The 18,282-nt window shown below is 52.2% G+C and carries 18 protein-coding genes and 1 tRNA gene; 13 read left to right on the top strand and 6 right to left on the bottom strand.

The features are described 5' to 3' along the window. The first annotated feature begins 1 nt into the window (after position 1). Entirely contained in the window at positions 2-1,000 is a 999-nt protein-coding gene (locus B9Z49_RS09255; protein ID WP_108353157.1) for an MBL fold metallo-hydrolase, read from the top strand. Between the two features lie 142 nt (positions 1,001-1,142). On the opposite strand, the gene B9Z49_RS09250 is transcribed toward B9Z49_RS09255, so the two are convergent. Then, complete coding sequence (locus B9Z49_RS09250) at positions 1,143-2,597, bottom strand: aldehyde dehydrogenase family protein (protein ID WP_108353156.1); 1,455 nt, start codon at positions 2,595-2,597, stop codon at positions 1,143-1,145. 126 nt (positions 2,598-2,723) lie between these two features. Then, positions 2,724-3,626: a LysR family transcriptional regulator gene (locus tag B9Z49_RS09245; RefSeq protein ID WP_108353155.1), complete on the bottom strand. Its 903-nt coding sequence runs from the start codon at positions 3,624-3,626 to the stop codon at positions 2,724-2,726. 126 nt (positions 3,627-3,752) lie between these two features. Between B9Z49_RS09245 and B9Z49_RS09240 the strand changes: the two genes are divergently transcribed. The 6 genes from B9Z49_RS09240 (at position 3,753) to B9Z49_RS09215 (ending at position 9,203) form a co-directional block, all read left to right on the top strand. Continuing rightward, a complete protein-coding gene (locus B9Z49_RS09240) occupies positions 3,753-4,997 on the top strand; it encodes an amino acid ABC transporter substrate-binding protein (RefSeq protein ID WP_199225023.1) in 1,245 nt (414 codons plus the stop codon). Positions 4,998-5,080: 83 nt separating this feature from the next. Then, positions 5,081-5,947, top strand: a complete 867-nt coding sequence (locus B9Z49_RS09235; protein ID WP_108353154.1) for a branched-chain amino acid ABC transporter permease — start codon at positions 5,081-5,083, stop codon at positions 5,945-5,947. After that, positions 5,944-6,903 (top strand): branched-chain amino acid ABC transporter permease, encoded by a 960-nt coding sequence (locus B9Z49_RS09230; RefSeq protein ID WP_108353153.1) that lies wholly within the window; start codon positions 5,944-5,946, stop codon positions 6,901-6,903. Before B9Z49_RS09235 ends, B9Z49_RS09230 begins: the two co-directional genes overlap by 4 nt. Next, positions 6,896-7,669, top strand: a complete 774-nt coding sequence (locus B9Z49_RS09225) for an ABC transporter ATP-binding protein (protein ID WP_108353152.1) — start codon at positions 6,896-6,898, stop codon at positions 7,667-7,669. The genes B9Z49_RS09230 and B9Z49_RS09225 overlap by 8 nt, the downstream gene beginning before the upstream one ends. Then, positions 7,662-8,387 (top strand): ABC transporter ATP-binding protein, encoded by a 726-nt coding sequence (locus B9Z49_RS09220; RefSeq protein ID WP_108353151.1) that lies wholly within the window; start codon positions 7,662-7,664, stop codon positions 8,385-8,387. Before B9Z49_RS09225 ends, B9Z49_RS09220 begins: the two co-directional genes overlap by 8 nt. Before the next feature lie 63 nt (positions 8,388-8,450). Next, positions 8,451-9,203 carry a hypothetical protein gene (locus tag B9Z49_RS09215; protein WP_108353150.1) on the top strand — a complete coding sequence of 251 codons (753 nt, stop codon included), beginning with the start codon at positions 8,451-8,453 and terminating at the stop codon, positions 9,201-9,203. A gap of 258 nt (positions 9,204-9,461) precedes the next feature. Here the strand turns inward: B9Z49_RS09215 and B9Z49_RS09210 are convergent, their stop codons facing one another. Next, a complete protein-coding gene (locus tag B9Z49_RS09210) occupies positions 9,462-10,784 on the bottom strand; it encodes a VWA domain-containing protein (RefSeq protein WP_108353149.1) in 1,323 nt (440 codons plus the stop codon). 181 nt (positions 10,785-10,965) lie between these two features. On the opposite strand from B9Z49_RS09210, the gene B9Z49_RS09205 reads away from it, so the two are divergent. Further along, complete coding sequence (locus tag B9Z49_RS09205; RefSeq protein ID WP_108353148.1) at positions 10,966-11,685, top strand: aldolase; 720 nt, start codon at positions 10,966-10,968, stop codon at positions 11,683-11,685. Positions 11,686-11,818: 133 nt separating this feature from the next. Here the strand turns inward: B9Z49_RS09205 and B9Z49_RS09200 are convergent, their stop codons facing one another. Continuing rightward, positions 11,819-12,076 (bottom strand): hypothetical protein, encoded by a 258-nt coding sequence (locus B9Z49_RS09200; protein ID WP_108353147.1) that lies wholly within the window; start codon positions 12,074-12,076, stop codon positions 11,819-11,821. Between the two features lie 180 nt (positions 12,077-12,256). Here B9Z49_RS09200 and B9Z49_RS09190 point away from each other — a divergent pair, with 180 nt between their 5' ends. The 5 genes from B9Z49_RS09190 (at position 12,257) to B9Z49_RS09170 (ending at position 17,019) form a co-directional block, all read left to right on the top strand. Further along, entirely contained in the window at positions 12,257-12,946 is a 690-nt protein-coding gene (locus B9Z49_RS09190; protein WP_108353146.1) for a GntR family transcriptional regulator, read from the top strand. A gap of 135 nt (positions 12,947-13,081) precedes the next feature. Continuing rightward, positions 13,082-14,119: an ABC transporter substrate-binding protein gene (locus B9Z49_RS09185; protein ID WP_158273464.1), complete on the top strand. Its 1,038-nt coding sequence runs from the start codon at positions 13,082-13,084 to the stop codon at positions 14,117-14,119. A 5-nt stretch (positions 14,120-14,124) separates the two neighbouring features. Next, positions 14,125-14,988 carry an ABC transporter ATP-binding protein gene (locus tag B9Z49_RS09180; protein ID WP_233254571.1) on the top strand — a complete coding sequence of 288 codons (864 nt, stop codon included), beginning with the start codon at positions 14,125-14,127 and terminating at the stop codon, positions 14,986-14,988. Beyond that, a complete protein-coding gene (locus B9Z49_RS09175; RefSeq protein ID WP_146188511.1) occupies positions 14,985-15,785 on the top strand; it encodes an ABC transporter permease subunit in 801 nt (266 codons plus the stop codon). The genes B9Z49_RS09180 and B9Z49_RS09175 overlap by 4 nt, the downstream gene beginning before the upstream one ends. Next, positions 15,745-17,019 (top strand): aminotransferase class V-fold PLP-dependent enzyme, encoded by a 1,275-nt coding sequence (locus tag B9Z49_RS09170; RefSeq protein WP_146188510.1) that lies wholly within the window; start codon positions 15,745-15,747, stop codon positions 17,017-17,019. The genes B9Z49_RS09175 and B9Z49_RS09170 overlap by 41 nt, the downstream gene beginning before the upstream one ends. 110 nt (positions 17,020-17,129) lie before the next feature. Here B9Z49_RS09170 and B9Z49_RS09165 read toward each other — a convergent pair. Together B9Z49_RS09165 and B9Z49_RS09160 are read right to left on the bottom strand one after the other, a co-directional pair. After that, positions 17,130-17,204, bottom strand: a tRNA-Arg gene (locus B9Z49_RS09165). A gap of 46 nt (positions 17,205-17,250) precedes the next feature. Further along, a complete protein-coding gene (locus B9Z49_RS09160) occupies positions 17,251-18,192 on the bottom strand; it encodes a hypothetical protein (RefSeq protein WP_108353142.1) in 942 nt (313 codons plus the stop codon). Between the last annotated feature and the right edge of the window lie 90 nt (positions 18,193-18,282).

The following is an 18,282-nucleotide window of genomic DNA, read 5'->3' as shown; positions in this document are numbered from 1 at the left end:
CATGAAAAGAAGACAACTGTTGTGGGCCAGCGCTGCCATCGGTGGCGCAGCCCTGTGGCCCGAGGCCCGTTTGCTCGCGCAGCAAGCGCAGGACTTCATCGAAGGCCCGGCCGTGGCCGACATTCCGGCGCAACAGCTGTCGCCCCATGTGTGGATGATCTACTCCCCTGACGGATTTCCCACCCCTGAAAACCGGGGCATGATGGCCAACGTGATTTTTGTGGTGACTTCGGCTGGGGTGGTGGTGATCGATTCGGGGGCCTCGCTGCAAATCGGCCAGATGGCGATCCGCATGATCCGCAAGGTGACCGACCAACCCGTGGTGGCCGTGTTCAACAGCCATTACCACGGTGACCATTGGCTGGGCAACCATGCCTTTGCCAAGACCTATGGCAACAAGCTGCCCATCTACGCGCTGCACAGCACGATTGAAAAACTCAAAGGCGCAGAAGGCAACTTGTGGCGCAGCCTGATGGAGCGCTGGACCAACCAGTCAACGCTTGGCACGCAAGTGGTGCTGCCCAACACACCCGTGCAGCATGGCCAAGTGCTTCAGATCGGCGATGTGACATTTCGCATGCACCACTACGGCACGGCGCACACGCCATCGGATCTGTGTGTCGAGGTGGTTCAAGACAAGGTGACGGCAGTGGGTGACATCGCCATGACCAACCGCATCGCCAACATGGACGACGGCTCTTACCCCGGCACCTTCAAATATTACAAAGCCCTGCAAACGGCTACGGGCGATCAGCTGTGGGTGCCCGGCCACGGCCAGGCCAGACCAGACTTGCTCAAGACTTATGGCGAATTCTTGGCGGGCATCTGGGAGCCCTGCCTCAAAGCGGTGGAAGACAACCAATCCGAAGCCGAGGCCAAAGCTGCCGTGCTGAAAGACCCGCGTGTGGCCGCAAGGGCCAAGACCATGCAAGGCTTTGGCGGCAACATTGGCAAATATGTGAGCCTGGCTTACTTGGAAGCCGAGAAAGTCGCGTTCTAAAAGTAAAAATCCGCACCAGCTTGAACGTGTGCGGATTCGGGTTTGGTGCGATCAGTTTTCGGTCGACGGCATCAGGAAGGGCCGATCATGATGTGACCAGACTGCACCCCCAGCTGGTCAAATCGCATGCGGCGGGAACAGATTAAGCGTAATTAATGACCAGATGCCTGATATCTGTCATGTCTTCCATGGCGTAGCGAGTGCCCTCACGACCAAGACCTGATTCCTTCCAGCCACCAAAAGGCATGTTGTCGATTCGATAGATGGGTACATCGTTAATCATCAGTCCGCCAACCTCCCAATCTTCAATTGCACGGAATGCATGTTTCAGGTTTTGCGTAAAGAATCCACCTTGCAAACCGTATTTTGAATTATTGCACCGTGCAATTGCCTCTTCGAATTCATCGTAAACGTTGACGGTCATGACGGGGCCAAAGATTTCTTCGGCTTCCACCTTCATGTTTGGTTGGGTCTTGGTGAGCACTGTGGGCTGGACAACAGCACGATCGCGACGACCACCTGTCTCAATTTTTGCGCCCTGAGCAACGGCCTCTTCAACCCAGCTTTGAATACGAATTGCAGACCCCTCGTCGATCACGGGTCCTATATCGATACCCTCCTCAAGAGGATCGCCGACCTTGCATTTTTCGATTTTTTCAATCAGTTTTTTCAGAAAGTTATCGTAAACCGATCGCTGCACCAAAATCCGTTGAACACCAATGCAGTACTGTCCCCCATAAACCACACCGCCCCGAACGCAACGCGCTACGGCCTGGTCTATATCGGCATCCTCTGCCACTATCACAGCCCCATTGCCACCAAGCTCTAGAGCCACCTTCTTTCTGCCTGCGATAGATTTGATATGCCATCCAACCTTCGCACTTCCCGTAAAGCTCACCATGGCGAAGCGTTCATCTTTCACCATAGATTCAGCCAAGGACACTGAGCAATGACACACTTCAAGTGCACCATCGGGAAGTCCTGCATCACGAAGCAGATCTTGGAGTAAAACTGATGTCAAGGGGGTTTGAGGTGCTGGTTTCAGTACCACGCTATTTCCAACGGCCAACGCTGGAGCAACTTTGTGCAACACCAAATTCAAGGGGAAATTGAATGGTGCAATTGCCAAAATCGGACCAATAGGGAAACGTCGTGCGATGCCGATACGCCGGCGCATGGCCGATAGCTTGTCGAGATTTAGATCTTGCAGCGCGATTGGTTTTCCGCTTGAGTCAGTTGACTGATATTCAAAAACACCCGCATCCATATCTAGTGGAACTTCCTCTCCACTAAACCGTCGCGCCTCAGCGGCTGAATTACTGAGGTTAAAGATTGCTCTGGACACCTCGCCTCGTGCGTCGTAAAGAGGCTTACCCGCCTCCTGAGCAATCAATCTCGCAAATTCCTCGCGACGTGCTTTGAGTCCTTCTGCTGCGCGCATCAGGATGTCTGCCCGAACAAATCGCGGCAACTTACGCATGACTTGAAAAGCAGCCTGAGAGCGCTGAATTGCTGATTCAATATCCTGACTTTCTGACTCAGGCATTTCACCAACGATGGCTTGGTTATAGGGGGAAAGAATCTTGACGGTTTTCATGGAAGCACTCCAAAAGAACAAGGCAACTGGTGCTTGTAATTAGAGTCTTAAACCAACAGTCAGAGAAGACAGTCTTTCGCAACCATATGTTGCTCAAACTAGAACAGTCTCAATGCAAGACATGACTTAGCTGTACGTCGATTTGGCTGTGTCAAGTAGCATTGTTAAAAATTTTCGCGCTGCCCCAGAAGGTGTCCGTGACTGCTGAGTGATGATGTCGATACTTGCCGCGGAGCAGAGTGAGTCTTTTAAAGGTATGGCAGCCAAGGTTTGATTTGAGAGTTCTCGTTCGAAAACAATTCGAGGTAAACATGTCAGCATATCCGTTTGCGACACAAGCTGTTTGATGAGCTGCAGCGAATCGGTTTCGAAGGCGATCGCAAGCTCTGTCTGGGTAGCATGCATAGCCTGGTCGATAAGGCGACGAATGCCAAATCGACGATTCGGCAAGGCAAATTGAAATTCTTTGAGTTGCGAAAAGTTTTTTTCGCCGCCTTCAAAGACGGGATGGCCAGGACGAGCCACTAAGTTCAAGGGTTGTGCAATTCTCGCCCGAAGAATCACATCTTCCCTTGAGGGGCAGTTGAATGCCAAGCCAATTTCAGACTCACCTCGACCCACACGATGAGCGACATCGTTAGAGCCACAGACAACGACTTCAAACTTTATGCCGGGGAAAGAGGCAGAGAAACGAGCAAGAACATCAGGCAAAAAACTGGTGATTGCACCTTCAATCGAGGCAATTCTTACTGCCCCGTGTCGGAGCTCATCAATTTCTTCAATGCGATGTAACAGTGCTTCAACACCCCGATTGCTCTCCTCAACGAACAAAAAAAGCTCTCGGCCTACTTCAGTGATTTGCATGCCTTTAGCAGTTCGAATAAACAACTTTGCATCTAAAAATTTCTCAAGTTGAGAAATCTGACGGCTGAGCGCGCTGGGTGCGATGTCTTGCAGGTCAGCAGCAACACGCAACGAGCCATTTCGGGCGACATCAGCGAAATATTTGAGGACATGAGGCTGGAGCATCTTGAATGACCCTGTTCGCAAAATGAGAACACAGTCCTGAACTATATAGGATTCCCGGCTTCGGGTGGTCTGGTTAAACTGATCTGGCAGTCCCTGGTTTCTTGAATGACACAAAAGGAGAATGGCATGAAAAACTTCACGATGGCTTTACTTCACTCCGCGGTGAACCGCGGTCGCAGAGCTGTACCGCTCTGGTTGGCAGCAGTTGCTGTGTCCTCGGTTTTTGGTCTCCAGACCGCCCATGCTCAGGAGGTGATTAAATTCGGTGCGCCACTTCCTATCACTGGACCTTTGGCACCCGAGGCATTGAAACAAAAGCAAGGCTATGACCTCTGGGCTAATCAAGTCAATCTTGCCGGAGGTATCAACGTCGCAGGCAAGAAGATGAAAGTCGAGATCGTTTACATCGACTATCAATCCAACACCCCGCGCGCCGTTCAGGCGACCGAACGCTTGATCACCCAAGACAATGTCCAATTTGTCTTCGCACCGTTTGGATCTGGAGCAGCCAAAGCTGCCAGCACAGTGGCTGAGCGTTATGGCGTGCCTATGATTGCGGCCACAGCTTCGTCCTCACAGGTCTACGACCAAGGGTATAAGTTCTTGTTTGGCACTTTTACTCCGAATGACACGCTTACAAATCCCCTGGCAACAATTATTAGGCAGCGTCTGCCGGATGTGAAAAAAGTCGCAATCCTTGCGCGTAACGATCTTTTTCCCTTGGCCATCGCCCAAGAGATGGAAAAGTCAGCCAAAGAACGTGGCCTGGAGGTGGTGTATTTTGAAAAGTTTGCCATCAACACCCTCGATCACTCTTCAGCATTGGCGCAAATCAAGGCGGCAAATCCACAGTGGATTTTTGCCACTGGTTACACGAATGACCTAGTCCTTATGCGAAAGCAGATGACAGATCAACGCATTGAGGCCCCTGTTGTCACGATGATTGCTGCACCCGCCTATCAAGAGTTTATTGATGCCGCTGGCAAGGGAGCTGAAAACATCACCAGTGCCGCTTGGTGGCATCCAGCCGTTCGCTATAAGGGCATTGATATTTTCGGCACAACCGAGAGCTATGTAAAACTTTTCAGGGACACATACAAAGCTGATCCTGATTACGCAAACGCATCAGCATCTGTATCGGGTGCACTGTTTCAGATCGCCATCGAGAAATCGGGCACTATAAATCGTCAAAAAGTAAGGGATGAACTGGCCAAGATGGATGTCACAACATTCTGGGGTCAAGTGAAATTTGGACCTAATGGCCAAATCACCTCGCTTGAGCCGCCAATTTTCCAAATTCAGAATGCTAAGCCGATTGTTGTTCACCCCGCAGGAATCAAGCAAGGTGATTTGAGAATTGGTGTCAAGTAAGTTGGTTGAGTGCGTGCTGTGGCGCTAGGTGAGGCCACAGCACTTTTAACTCCATTGCTATTGAACAAAGAAAACTCTCAATCATGCTGGCTTTACAAGTTCTAACGAATGGCTTGGTACTGGGATGCCTGTATGCGTGTATCGCTGCGGGTTTCTCGCTGGTATGGGGAGTGCTCAACGTCATCAACATCATGCACGGTGGTTTTATCGTAGCGGGGTCTTACCTGGCATGGCTTGCTTACAGCAGCATGGGCATCGATCCTTGGTTTACGCTTTTAATTGCCGCCCCTTTGTTTTTCGGTATTGGCTATCTTATTCAGCGCGGAATACTGAACCGTGTTATTGCTGCACCAGTTTTGGTCACGCTCACACTGACGTTCGGTATGGATTTGATCCTAAACAACGGGATGCTTCTTGCATTTAGCGCTGACTACCGAAAACTTATTCTTTCGCCTCCCCTTGGCTCATTTTTGTTAGCGGGAATTGTGGTGCCAGTTGACCGATTGCTCGCCATGGTGCTGGCACTGGGTCTGACTTTTGCTCTTTATTTAATTTTGCGACACTCGCGCATCGGGCGCGCAATCATTGCTGTACGCATGGATCGTGATGCATCTTTGTTGATGGGCGTTGATATCAAAATCATTTATGCAGTTGCCTTTGGGCTTGGGGCAGCGATGGCTGGTTGTGCAGGCGTTCTGCTGGCTTTAATTTTTCCTATATCACCGCTATCGGCCGGAGCCTACTTGGGCAAAGCCTTTGTTGTGTGCGTTCTAGGTGGTTTAGGAAGTGTTCCTGGTGCGATCTTGGGCGGACTATTTCTGGGCGTTACTGAGAGCATAGGGGCAGTAGTTTTCGGACCAGAGCATTCCGTGACACTTTCATTTTCATTGTTGATTGTCTTCTTAATTCTTCGCCCTCATGGAATTTTAGGCAAGAAGGGGTACGAATGAGCCGCAATAGCCTTTGGATAATTGTAGGTTTGGTTGGACTACTGAGCCTTCTGCCATTTGTGGGAGGCGCTTATGCACTGCGCATTGGCACATTTGCCAGTATGTATGCGATCTTGGCTGTTTCATGGAATGTGATCGGAGGCATGGCGGGATACCCGTCGTTTGCAACTGCTGCCTTTTTCGGATTTGGTGCTTACGCTGGTGGAATCATGCTGGCTGGCGGTGTGTCGTTGGCTTTCGCAACGGTCGCTGCTGGGCTCATGACGTTTACTGCAGCATTCTTATTTGGAGTTGTCTTACTTAGGCTCAAGGGCCATTACTTTGCAATTGGAAGCCTTGCTGTAGCAGAAGTCCTGCGAGAGCTCACCAATGCAGCAACGGAACTTACTGGAGGCGGCATGGGGCTGAATATCCCAATGTCGTCGGTGTTAAAGAGCGTTGAAGGAGAAGCACAGTTTATCTTTTATGTCATGTGGTCTCTTCTGATTGTGACTTTAATTGTTGTCATCGGAATTGAAAAATCAAAGTTAGGTTTTGGCCTTCGCTGCATTTGTCAAAACGAGTCTGCAGCGGACATGATTGGCGTGAACTCTACACTTTATAAAAGCTTGGCTTTTGGCTTTTCAGGTATCTTTGTTGCTATGGCAGGGGTAATTTATGCAGGCTGGGTTCACTACATTGAACCGCCTGATGTTTACGATATTCTTTACTCGGTTAAGCCTATCGTGATGGCCCTTTTGGGTGGATTGGGGTCCACGCTTGGCGCAGTGATGGGTGCCTTTCTCTTTCTGGGCATTGAAGAGTTTGTATGGCGCAATCTGCTAAATCTACACACGGGCGTGCTTGGACTTTTAATTGTGGTGCTGCTGCTGTTTCTTCCCAAGGGGCTTGTCTCATTTGGTAGCAGCTGGCTTGGAAAACGACTAATTCGCCCAAACGGAGTCTCACGTGACTGAGCTACTTAAGCTGAACAACTTGAGTCGGCGTTTCGGCGGCCTTCAAGCCTTGGAAAATGTCTCACTTTCGATTGGAGCCGGCGAAGTTGTGGGCCTCATTGGTCCAAACGGTGCTGGCAAGACAACCTTGGTCAATGTGATTACCGGAGTGCACACGGCTACGGGTGGACAGGTGTTTTACCAAGGTAAAGATATCACTCGCTATAAGCCCTATGAGACAGCACGAATTGGACTAGCGCGAACATTTCAGATTGTTCAGCCTTTCCCTGATCTGACAGTCTTAGATAACGTAACTGCAGCCGCCCTTTTTTCAAGGTCAGGTTTTTCAATTCGTCAGGCTCAGGAGTTTGCTCTAGAGCAGCTCGAATTTGTCGGACTTTTCCCCCAAGCCAACTTACCTGCAGCGAGTTTGACTCTGGCAATGCGTAAACGTCTTGAGTTGGCAAAGACCTTGGCCATGCGTCCCAAATTGCTATTCTTGGATGAAGTCAATGCGGGCCTCAATTCAGCTGAGGTCGAGCAGGCTATGTCGCTGATTAAGAAGATTGCAGCAACGGGAACTACCATCGTGCTCATTGAGCACTTGATTAAAGTGGTGGTTACCGTATGCAGCAGAATTGTGGTGCTTCATAACGGGCAGCTGATTTCTGAAGGGGACCCTCGCCAAGTGGTAAATGACCCCAAAGTGGTGGAAGCCTATCTTGGTAAACGTTATTCGCAGGCAGCAAAAGATTACTTAAAAAATGCCGAGGTAAGCCTTGACTGAATTTTTAAAAGTAAGCTCACTTCGGGCCGGTTATGGTGAGATCAATGTTTTGTGGGGCGTTGATTTCACCATCAAAAAAGGCGAGATCACAGCGTTGATAGGCTCAAACGGCGCTGGCAAGTCAACATTGATGCGCACTTTGTCTGGATTGATTGCACCAACTGAAGGTGAGATCCTATTTGAGGGCGCATCAATTGGGAAAGAGACCCCAGCTCAGATTTTGGCCCGTGGAATTGCCCATGTGCCTGAAGGAAGACGGCTTTTTGGCGCGATGTCTGTCGAAGAAAACCTGATGATGGGTGCTTATCTTCGAACGCAGTTATCTCGAGCAGAATTGGCCAGAGATCTAGATCGTATTTATCAGATTTTCCCAAAGCTCTACGAGCGACGCAGACAGGCAGCCTCGACCATGTCGGGTGGAGAGCAGCAGATGTGTGCCATTGGGCGTGGACTCATGAGCGCTCCAACTTTGCTGATGATCGACGAGCTTTCTTTAGGCTTGGCGCCTGTGCTGATTGAGCATCTGATAGGTTCATTGATCAAGCTCAACGAAGAGGGGTTGTCAATTTTTGTTGTGGAGCAAGATGTGGTGACAGCCCTTGAGGTTTCTCAGGCTAGCTTGGTAATGGACCAAGGGCGCATTGTTCGACAAGGTGCAAGTAAAGACCTTCTGGCTGATCCTTCAATTCGTGCTGCATATTTGGGAGAACTCGCCTAGTCGAATCGATATTTGATCTAAAAATTTCACGCTCAGTCTTTCAATTTTTTAAGTGAGATCAACATGACAGCAACTGTATTTGAGACAGGTGGGTATCGTTATGCGCCTGGAGTCTCGCAGTATTCGGCAGGCGTCGCTGCACAGCCTGGCTTTGCACTGCATCGAGTTCGTTTCACTAAGCCTTTGTTGCTTGCTCGTGGTTTTGAACGCATTGAGGCTCATCTAAAAGAAATTGGACGTCCGGTTCAAGCCTTTTGTGCATGTGAGCTTCGCTCACCTGCACCATTTACCGAACAAGGTTTTCGTGACTTCAATGAGATTTATATTGGCACACTCAAACGATGGGGTATTTTTCTTGAGGGTGTTAATCCAGTTGCGCGAAGCAATGTTTGCCCCCAGATTGCGCCTCCTGCTGAGCCGAGCATTCATGCCTTTTCTTACACGGTGCCTGATACCAATGCACAACCATCTTTTGTTGTAGCTGGTAGTGCTGAGGCCCCCGAAGGGCATGGTTCGTATCGCGAAGTTACTGTGTCATTGGGTGATTTATCGAATGAGGGTCTTCGAAAAAAGATGACCTTTGTAATTAATGAAATGCAACGTCGAATGCAGCTGCTTGGTTTTGACTGGCCTGATGTTACCGCTACGCAGATTTACACCATCCACGATTTTCACAGTCTGTTGGCCGAGCAATTTAAGGAAACCAAGGCCCTTGGCCATGGTCTAACATGGCACTTCAATCGCCCGCCAGTAGTAGATTTAGAGTATGAGATGGATTGTCGAGCTGTGTTTCAAGAACATGTCATAAAAGTCTAACTGAATCGCCCCGGATTTTGAGGAGCGACATTCCCCCAAACCTGTGGACGCTTTTCTTTGATTTTTTCGTCACTGGGCATCTTTCATTCTCCAGCTGGTTAGGTCGGTCCAAGACTGCAAAGTATTGATCCAATCGCTCCTCCATTTCTTGAAGGGCCTCGAGCGTGATTTCTTTTTTGGATGACATTTTTCTTCTTGTCTTGTTGCGGTGAACCAGCGCAGCCGCTTGGACGAAAGATGGATTCACCGCATGAGCCGTCAAACTTCGCGCTTCTTCCCCTTGCCCTCGCTTACCTTCTTGCGCATGAAAGACGGCATGACCGACTCGCTGACGTGGGTCTCGTCGCCCTCGTAGGCCATCTCTTCTTTGGAGACCAAGCGCCGTGACATGCGCATCATGGAGTAGCGCACTTCCTTGGCCATCATTTCGCTGTCTTCATCGGCCAGCTGGCGCAATTGTTTAATTTTGGCGCTCAGCCAAGGATGGTGACCAAAGCGCTTTTCCAGCACATCCAAAGCCTGCTGCGTGGCTTGGCGGTCGCCCTCTTTGGCCAATTGGCGCAAGTGCTCAGACGCTTTGGCAAAGGCCAGTTCTTCCAGCCTGGTGTAAGCCGTTTCGTTGCGGGGTAGGGCTTGCATAGCGGCTGCGTCCAGCACAGGCAGTTGCAACACAGGCGCATGCGCTTGCAGCTGGGTGCCATCCAGTGCAGTGCCGCTCACGCTGGCGGCCAGCAAGTCTCGCGTTTGGCCCGCCATGCCGGGGCTCAGGTGCAGGCGCACTGCCACCCAAGCCTCGGCACCCCAGGCCAGGTCGGTCATGCGCCAGCTGCCATCGGCCAGCTGTTGGGCTGGGCTGATCATCTCCACAATCACCCCAGCCGCAGGCAACAGCTTCAAGCCCACTTGCCGCAAGTACATGGCCTGCAGCAAAGCCAGCTCTTCGTCAAAACTGTCGTACAGGTCGGCGGCCGTCTCGCCGTAATAGTTTTGCCCGCCACCTGCACGGGCCATGCCAATCATCAAATCCTCATTGAAGCCACGCCCCAAACCCACCGTGGTGGTGCTCACGCCCCGGCCAAGCCACTCGCGGCACTGCGCCTCGATGGCTGACAAATCGGTTTCGCCGTGGTTGGCTTGCCCATCGGACAACAAAATTACCCGCGACACTGTTTGCTCTGTGCCGCCCTCCAGCTGCTGGGCACCGGCCAGCCAGCCGCCATGCAGGTTGGTCATGCCGCCTGCTTCCACCCCCGCCACTGCCTTGGCCACCGCGTCGGTCGAACGCATGGGCTGCAAAGGCAGCAGCGTGTCCACCTTGTCGTCGTACACCACCAACGCCAAAGCGTCTTGCGATGTCAGGTGGCTGGCAATGTGCGTCACGCAGCGCAAAGCCTCTTGCAGCGGTTGGCCGTTCATGCTGCCCGAACGGTCCACCACCAAAGCCAGGCGTTTGGGCAAATGGGCTGTAGCCAAATCGGTAGGGCGGTCAGGCGCCTGTACCCGCACCAGCACCTCCAGCGCACCGCCTGCAGCAGGCACACCCGCTTGCAGCGGAGAAAAAACAATCGTGGGTTGGGTCATCACAGGCTCCTTGGGTTGGTCAGGGCGATGATGTTGCTGGGGACGAGGCTCAAGGCGAGAGCCTACGGGGCTGTTCAGGTCACCAGCTTTTTTATCTGGTCAAATGCCACAACGCAGGTCTGCCCACTTTTGCCAGAAATGCACCATTCAAAAACCGATGATTGGAAGATGGAGGTACACCATGCAAGCCGATGAAACCTTTGAAGACCTGTTGCCGCTGCGTGACGACCTGGCGCTGGCCTTGCGGGCTGCCGCTGCTCAGGGACTTAGCGAGGGTGTGTGCAACCACTTCAGCGTGGCGGTGCCTGGAAGGGACGACTGGTTTTTGCTTAACCCGCGTGGGTTGCATTGGAGTGAGGTGCAAGCGCCTGACATTGTGATGTGCAACGCTGCGGGCGAGCAACTGGCGGGCCGCCACCCGGTGGAGCCCACGGCCATGTTCATTCATGCTGCGGTGCACCGCTTAGCGCGCAAGTCGGTCGTGCTGCACACCCACATGCCGCACGCAACGGCCCTGACCTTGACGGCTGCGCGGGCCTTGGACACCCGTTTGTCACAAACCGCCATGCGCTTTCATGGCCGCGTGGCGGTGGACGCGAACTACAACGGGCTGGCCCTGGACATGACCGAGGGTGAGCGCATCGCGAATGCCATGCGTGGGGCAGATGTGGTGTTCCTGGGCAACCACGGTGTCATCGTGTGTGGTGAACGCGTGGACTACGCCTATGACGACTTGTACTACCTGGAGCGCGCCTGCCAAGCTCAGGTGCTGGCGGCCTCGACCGGTGTGGCGCTGAAACCTGTGGACGCCGCACTCGCTCAGCGTGTCGCAGATCAGACCAACGGGGAGCGGCTTCAGTCGGAGCTGTTTTTCTCCAGCTTGCGCAGGATAATGGGTTGAGGCTGGCCCCCCCCGTTTATCGTGTCAATAGGTTGCGGCAGACCATGACTATAGAAATCGCGGTCAACGCGTAACTGTTCTTAGGCCTAAGTGACCATGATGCCAACGCATCCTCAGCCATTCAATAGTGGGTTCATCTTTGTTGCACTTCGTCCTTGAATTCGCCTCCCGTTTGCAATTGAAGCTGCCAGCCGTCGTGCCGAATGCGCAGGTGCCTGGGGATGACTTCGTGGTCTTGCGCAGAGCCTTGGGGTGTTTTGACAGTGATGGAAATGGGCAGGTCTTCGAGCAGTGCTTGCATGAGCGTGAAAAACATCAGGTCGTTGATGCTAGGCATGCCCGGCATGTCGATGCTGATTTTTTTGTCCAGCCCGTATATGGGGTGCTGCATCTGGCCCAGTATTTCTTTGAGCTGCGGTTGCAGATGAAATCAACAACCGCCCGTGCAAAGGTTTGGGAGTACGATCGGCGCTGATTGTTTACAGGGAACTGCTCCTGGATAGTTCGCAACATTCCACCCTCATCCACTGAAATCAAGGGTGTTGCACTTAACTTTTGAATCCGCCCCCCCATGCCTTCAAACCCACCGATCCTCAACTCGCCGAGTATTGATTCGCAGACATCTTCCCAAACGCTTGCTGAGCAAACCTACCTTCGCCTACATCGGGCGTTAATGACGGGCGGTCTGTTGCCAGAGCAGGTGTTAACCATACGAGGCATAGCCGAAAGCTATGGGGTAAGCCTGACGCCGGCTCGAGAGGCAATTCAGCGCCTGTGCGCAGCGGGCGCTTTGACGATAGAAAATGCAAGGACCATTTGCGTTCCACGGTTGGATATAGAAACCTACCGTGAAATTCTGAAAATCCGGCTTGAACTAGAGCCTATGGCTGCCCACGAGGCGGCTTATCGCATGAGCAATGAAGAGATTGAGCGACTTGACGGGGTGATGGCCGATCATTTGGAGGCCATAAAGGCCGGAGAGGCGCATCGAACTTTAACTGCAAACACTGATTTTCACATGTCGATATATCGTGCTTCTGAGCAAGCTGTTTTGGTTGGAATCATTGAAAGTCTGTATCTGCGAGTAGGGCCAACGCTTAATTGGTTATTCCCGCAATATTGTGGAAGTTTGGCCGGTCATCAAGCGCACCGCTCTGCGATTGATGCTTTGCGACGACGTGATGGCAACGCGCTCGCTCAAGCCATCCGGGATGATCTGTTGCATGGCTCCAGTTATTTGTTGCGCTGGCTCAAGCCCTGAAGTTCTGCGAATTTTACAAAAAGTTAAAAATCCCCCTTTTTTTCTAAATACGATATATCATGAGATAACTACACCTCCAAAATGTCTAGGGGTGCAGGTCCTTTAATTGTTCACTGTTCACTTAAGGCCACACCCATGAAACTGAATCTATCACGCCGGGACTTCAGCTTAACTGCTTCCCAAATGATCATCGGCTCCGTGACTGGAGGCTCCTTGATGAGTGCGGGCAGCGTGTTTGCTCAGCAAAAGACGGTGAACCTGGGCACCTTTGGCGGCATCGATGCACAGAATTACATCAGAGCCAAAAATGCCATGGACAAGACATTTGGTGGTGGAACAAAAGTTGATTTCGTCACCGTTCGTGCTGGCTCTGAAGTGATTGCTGCAATGGCCGGAAACAGCCTGGATATGTGCAACCTCGGCTCCAGTCCAATGGTCGTGGGTTATGCCAATGGTGTGCAGGCCTCGCTGGTTTACATATATAAAAACATCATCGACAGCGAGGCGCTGGTGGTTCAGAACAGCGCGAAAATCAAAACCTTGGCAGATCTGAAGGGAAAGCGCGTTGGCCTACCGTTCAATACGTCTGTTCACTTCGCTGCGTTGGCGGCTTTTAAGACTGCGGGACTCGGGGTTAACGACGTGCAGTTGATCAACATGCGCGCCGACACTATTCCCTCTGCATGGACACGCCGTGAAATCGATGCCAGCTACATCTGGGTCCCCGTAATGCCGAAGTTGGTGGAAGACGGTGGCACGATCATCTTCAAGACTGGTGACCTGAATAACACCGGCTTGGTGATGTTCGATGCCTTCCTGGTACGCGACGACTTTAAGAAAAAAAATCCGGAACTGGTGCTGGCTTTCCTGAAAGATTTTGAGAAGATTGCGGTTACCTTCAAGCAAAACCCTAAGGATGTTGTTGACACCATGACCAAGTTCTTGGGCGTCGATGAGGCGGCTGTGATGCGCTCACTCAACACGTTTTACCCGGTGACGGCGCGCGAACAACTTACTGACAAATGGCTGGGCAAGCCGGGAACTAAGAACTCATCGGTAGTAAAGACACTGCAAGTTCAGGCTGCGTTCCTGAAAGAAACCGGGCAGATCAATGCCCTGCCTAAGGACATGAACGGATTAGTCGACAGCAGTTTCTTAGCGCAGATGGTCTGAATTTCGTGATTACGACAGCATCTCCCGAAGCATTGGCTGGTGTCGTGCACGTAAGCTCATCTGATGGCGCTCCCAAGGGGATTGTAAAAGCCAGTTTCAATCAAGTATCCAAACGCTTTGGCACAGGCCCTGAATCCGTACTCGCATTGGAACCCATATCACTCGACATTGCAGAAAACGCCTTCGTCTGCCTTGTCGGCCCCTCGGGTTGCGGCAAAAGCACCTTATTGAATATTCTTGCTGGCTTCGAGACGGCCACCAGCGGACAGGTCATGATGGACGGCTTGCCGGTCAGTGGACCCGATGCGCGCAGGGGTGTGGTGTTTCAGCAGGGTGCGCTATTTACTTGGATGAGTGTTCAGGACAATGTCGCCTTTGGCCCTTTGGCCACTGGCAAGAGCCCAACAGAAGCCGCCAGCATTGCGGCTCATTACCTAGAGATGGTGGGTCTTACCAGCTTTGCACGGCGCTACCCCTACGAGCTGTCAGGTGGCATGCAGCAGCGGGTGGGTATTGCGCGAGCGTTAGCCAATGATCCGCAAATCCTCCTGATGGACGAACCCTTTGCAGCGCTTGACGCGCAGACGCGGGAGTTGCTGCAAGAGGAGATCAAGCACATATGGCAGGACACTAGAAAGACTGTTCTTTGGATTACACACAGCATTGAAGAGGCGTTATTCCTGGCAACAGACATCGTTGTCATGACCGCCAGACCCGGACGAATAAAGGCCAGATTGACGCCGCAGTTTGCGCTGAGCCGGGATCCAGCAGTGGTCACGGGTACCGAGTTTGTTCGTATGAAGTCCGACATATTTGGCATGTTGCGTGAAGAGGCTTTGACAGCTCAGCGCCAAGAGGTGATGCGTTGAATTCGACCAATTACAAATCAAGGCGTTCTAATTGGATAAACCTTGGCTCATTCGTGGCCTTGCTCATGATGTGGTGGCTTGTTACCACCCCGTTTGGCGAAAAGCCATTGGTTGCACCGCTATTTCTGCCATCACCAGGGTCGGTGTGGGACACATTTTCGATGCTGATAAAAAACGGCTACCAAGGCAAGAGCCTGTGGTTTCATCTCGGTATCAGCCTGTTTCGCTTTGGCCTGGCTTTTACTCTCACAGTGCTTGTTGCAGTGCCGCTTGGGCTATGGATGGGAATGAACGAAACCGTCAAAGCTGTTCTTGACCCACCAATAGAGATCAGCCGCCCCATGCCCAAGTTAGCCTTGCTACCTCTGCTAATCATCTGGTTTGGCATAGGCGAGGTTGCCAAGGTTGCGATCATTGTCTTGGCACTCTTTCCGATTCTGTCGATCAGCGCGATGCAGGCTGTGCGTGGTGTTGGTCAACGTAAGGTACAGGCAGCGATGGCACTAGGAGCCTCTCGTTCCATGATTTTTCGCCGCGTTATTTTTCCGGCCAGTCTACCGGGCATATTCACCAGTATTCGCGTCAGCATCGGGATTGGCGTGACGATGTTGGTCGGCGCAGAAATGATTGCCACCAGCGCCGGTATCGCGTTTATGGCTATGTCAGCGTCCGACTTTTTGTTGACTAACGTGGTGATCGTTGGGGCATTGATCATGGCTTCGTTGGGCTACACCCTTGACCTGTGCGCTCGAGCACTTGAAAACCGTATCGTCCATTGGGGCGGGAAAGAAGGATGAATTGAATACTTTACCGTTGAAAGGCATACCATGGCTCGAACTGCAAGACCAACTTCGCGAAGCGGGTAAGGATGATGTGGACTGGCGCAACGGCAGGGTACCCATGTTTATTCACTATGCCGGCGACGATGTGCTGGAGGTGGCAAAGCAGGCCTACCTGATGTACTTCTCAGAGAACGGCCTCGGTTTGCGTGCGTTTCGCAGCCTTGCAAAATTCGAATCTGAAGTGGTTGAAATGGGGCTAGGCTTACTGCACGGTAACGCGCTGGCGCGAGGAGCGATGACCACCGGTGGGACTGAGAGCATTTTTCTGGCTGTCAAAGCAGCACGCGATCTGGCAAAAAAGCGAGACTCAGGTCGAGGAAAGCCCCAGATCTTGATGGCCTGCAGCGCCCATCCGGCCTTCGACAAGGCCGCCCACTTTATGGGGCTAGACACAGTACGTACTCCATTGCAGGCTGATTTTCGTGCCGACCCGGCTGCTATAGAGGCGGCGATCACCCCTGACACTGTCATGATTGTGGGCTCTGTTCCTGCGTATCCACATGGTGTGATTGACCCCATCAGCGAGATGGCGGCTTTAGCTCAGAAGCACGGAATATGGATGCATGTGGATGCATGCGTAGGCGGATACTTTGCCCCTTTTGTCAAACAACTCGGTGAAAACATTCCCGACTGGGACTTTCTGGTTCCGGGGGTAACGTCAATTTCAGCCGACTTGCACAAATATGGGTACACCGCGAAGGGGGCATCGACTCTCTTTTTCCGCGACGCAGAATCTTTTGCAGGAATGGGTTGGTCCTTTGATAACTGGCCACGGGGCCAATACACCACCAATACGTTGGTAGGCACGCGTCCAGGTGGCGCCATTGCAGCTGCATGGGCTGTGATGAAATACCTTGGTCAATCGGGTTATCAACGCGTAACTCAGCGCGTCATCGATACTCGATGTGCTCTTCAGACGGGCACCACAGCCCTTGGCCTCACCACTTTTGGCGACCCCAAACTGTCCATCCTCGCATACGGTTCTTACGAACATAACATCGCTGATATTGGCGTTCGAATGACCGCGCATGGCTGGCTAGTGGGTCACGTTACAACCCCTCCGGGATTGCACCACATGCTGAACCTCACTCACGAGCCTGCTATTCCTCGCTATCTGAATGACTTGTCAGATAGCATGTCACAAGCATCTTCTTCCAAGCAAGTAGGCAAATTAAGTGCACAGTATTGAAAACGTATTGGGCGGATTCAAATACTGAACCATCACGGACCTCAAAAGACTCTAGGTTGTTTTTAGCAGTGGAAATTTCGAATTTCGCTGCATTTCTGCGCACATCGAAGTGGTGCCCCCGACAGGAATCGAACCTGTATCACTCCCTTAGGAGGGGAGAGTTCTATCCATTGAACTACGGTGGCCAAGATGCGGATTGTAATGGCCGAGCATGGCAGTTCAGGGGCTGCGTCAAAGTGGCTCGCTGTCGAGAAGCAGGTGCTGCACATCGGTCAGGGTGTCCACCACACGACGACCCTGGAAGAACAACTTGAGGTTTTGCCAATCTTGGCTGTGAACCAGAAAAGGGGCAGAGCCATAAACGCTTTTGGCCATACCCGCTTTGAGTTGCACCAGTGTTTTTTGGTTTTGGCTGTCGAGCACACACAGTTCGCTGTCGGCTTGGGCCTCCAGGTAAACATAGTTGCCTGGTTTGAGCGGCTGGTTGGGTGTGTGGGTTTTGCTGCTGTCTCTGTGTTGCCAATCGCAGGCCGGGGTGGCGGTTGGCATTGAGACTTTGACCGCTGGCCTGGACAGTTCATTCGCGGCAGGGGCCAAGGCGATCACTTCGGTTGGCGCTGCAGATGGCTTTGGCTCGTGCTGGGCAAGCTCGGACTTTGCAGTTTTTGGGGTCGACAAGAGCTTTGGGGACGGAGCCTGCGTTGCCTGTTGGACAAAGCGGCGGTCGGTTGCATGCCCTTCCCACAAGCTCCAGGGTTTGATGGTGGTCAAGGCCACCAGACTGAGTACACCCAAAGTCCAAAACAAAGGTGATTGAAACAGCCCACGTCGCTGTGAATCGGAATGGGCCTTTGGATGGCCGACAGGCGCTGGCGTCATCACGGTGGCCATGACAGAGTGGGACTCGTTCTCGCTGGGCTCTGCGGATTCTTGGGTCACGATCGCCACGTCTGGCGTGACCAAGTCGTGCCCCAATTTTTTGAGCAGTTTGACACCCGTGCTGCGTTTGATGGCAGGGTTGTAAAAACTGCTGTGGCCACCGAGCTCAAGTTCTTTGAGCTGGGCCAAAGACACCGTGTTGTTCCGTGCGAAAACCAGTTCATCAATACCTGCCTCTTCCCGCAAACTTCGCAAGAGCTGCCCTTCTTCAGAACGCCATGTGGAATTGTTCATAGGTGAAAGCTGACTTCAGTGGATGGGAGGCACAGAAACAGGGCAAGTTCACGATGATAGTACAGTTTGAATAAATATGTAAATACTAAG

The organism is Limnohabitans sp. 2KL-51 (assembly GCF_003063645.1).
Lineage (GTDB): Bacteria > Pseudomonadota > Gammaproteobacteria > Burkholderiales > Burkholderiaceae_C > Limnohabitans_A.
This window is presented reverse-complemented; position numbering and strand designations above follow the sequence as displayed.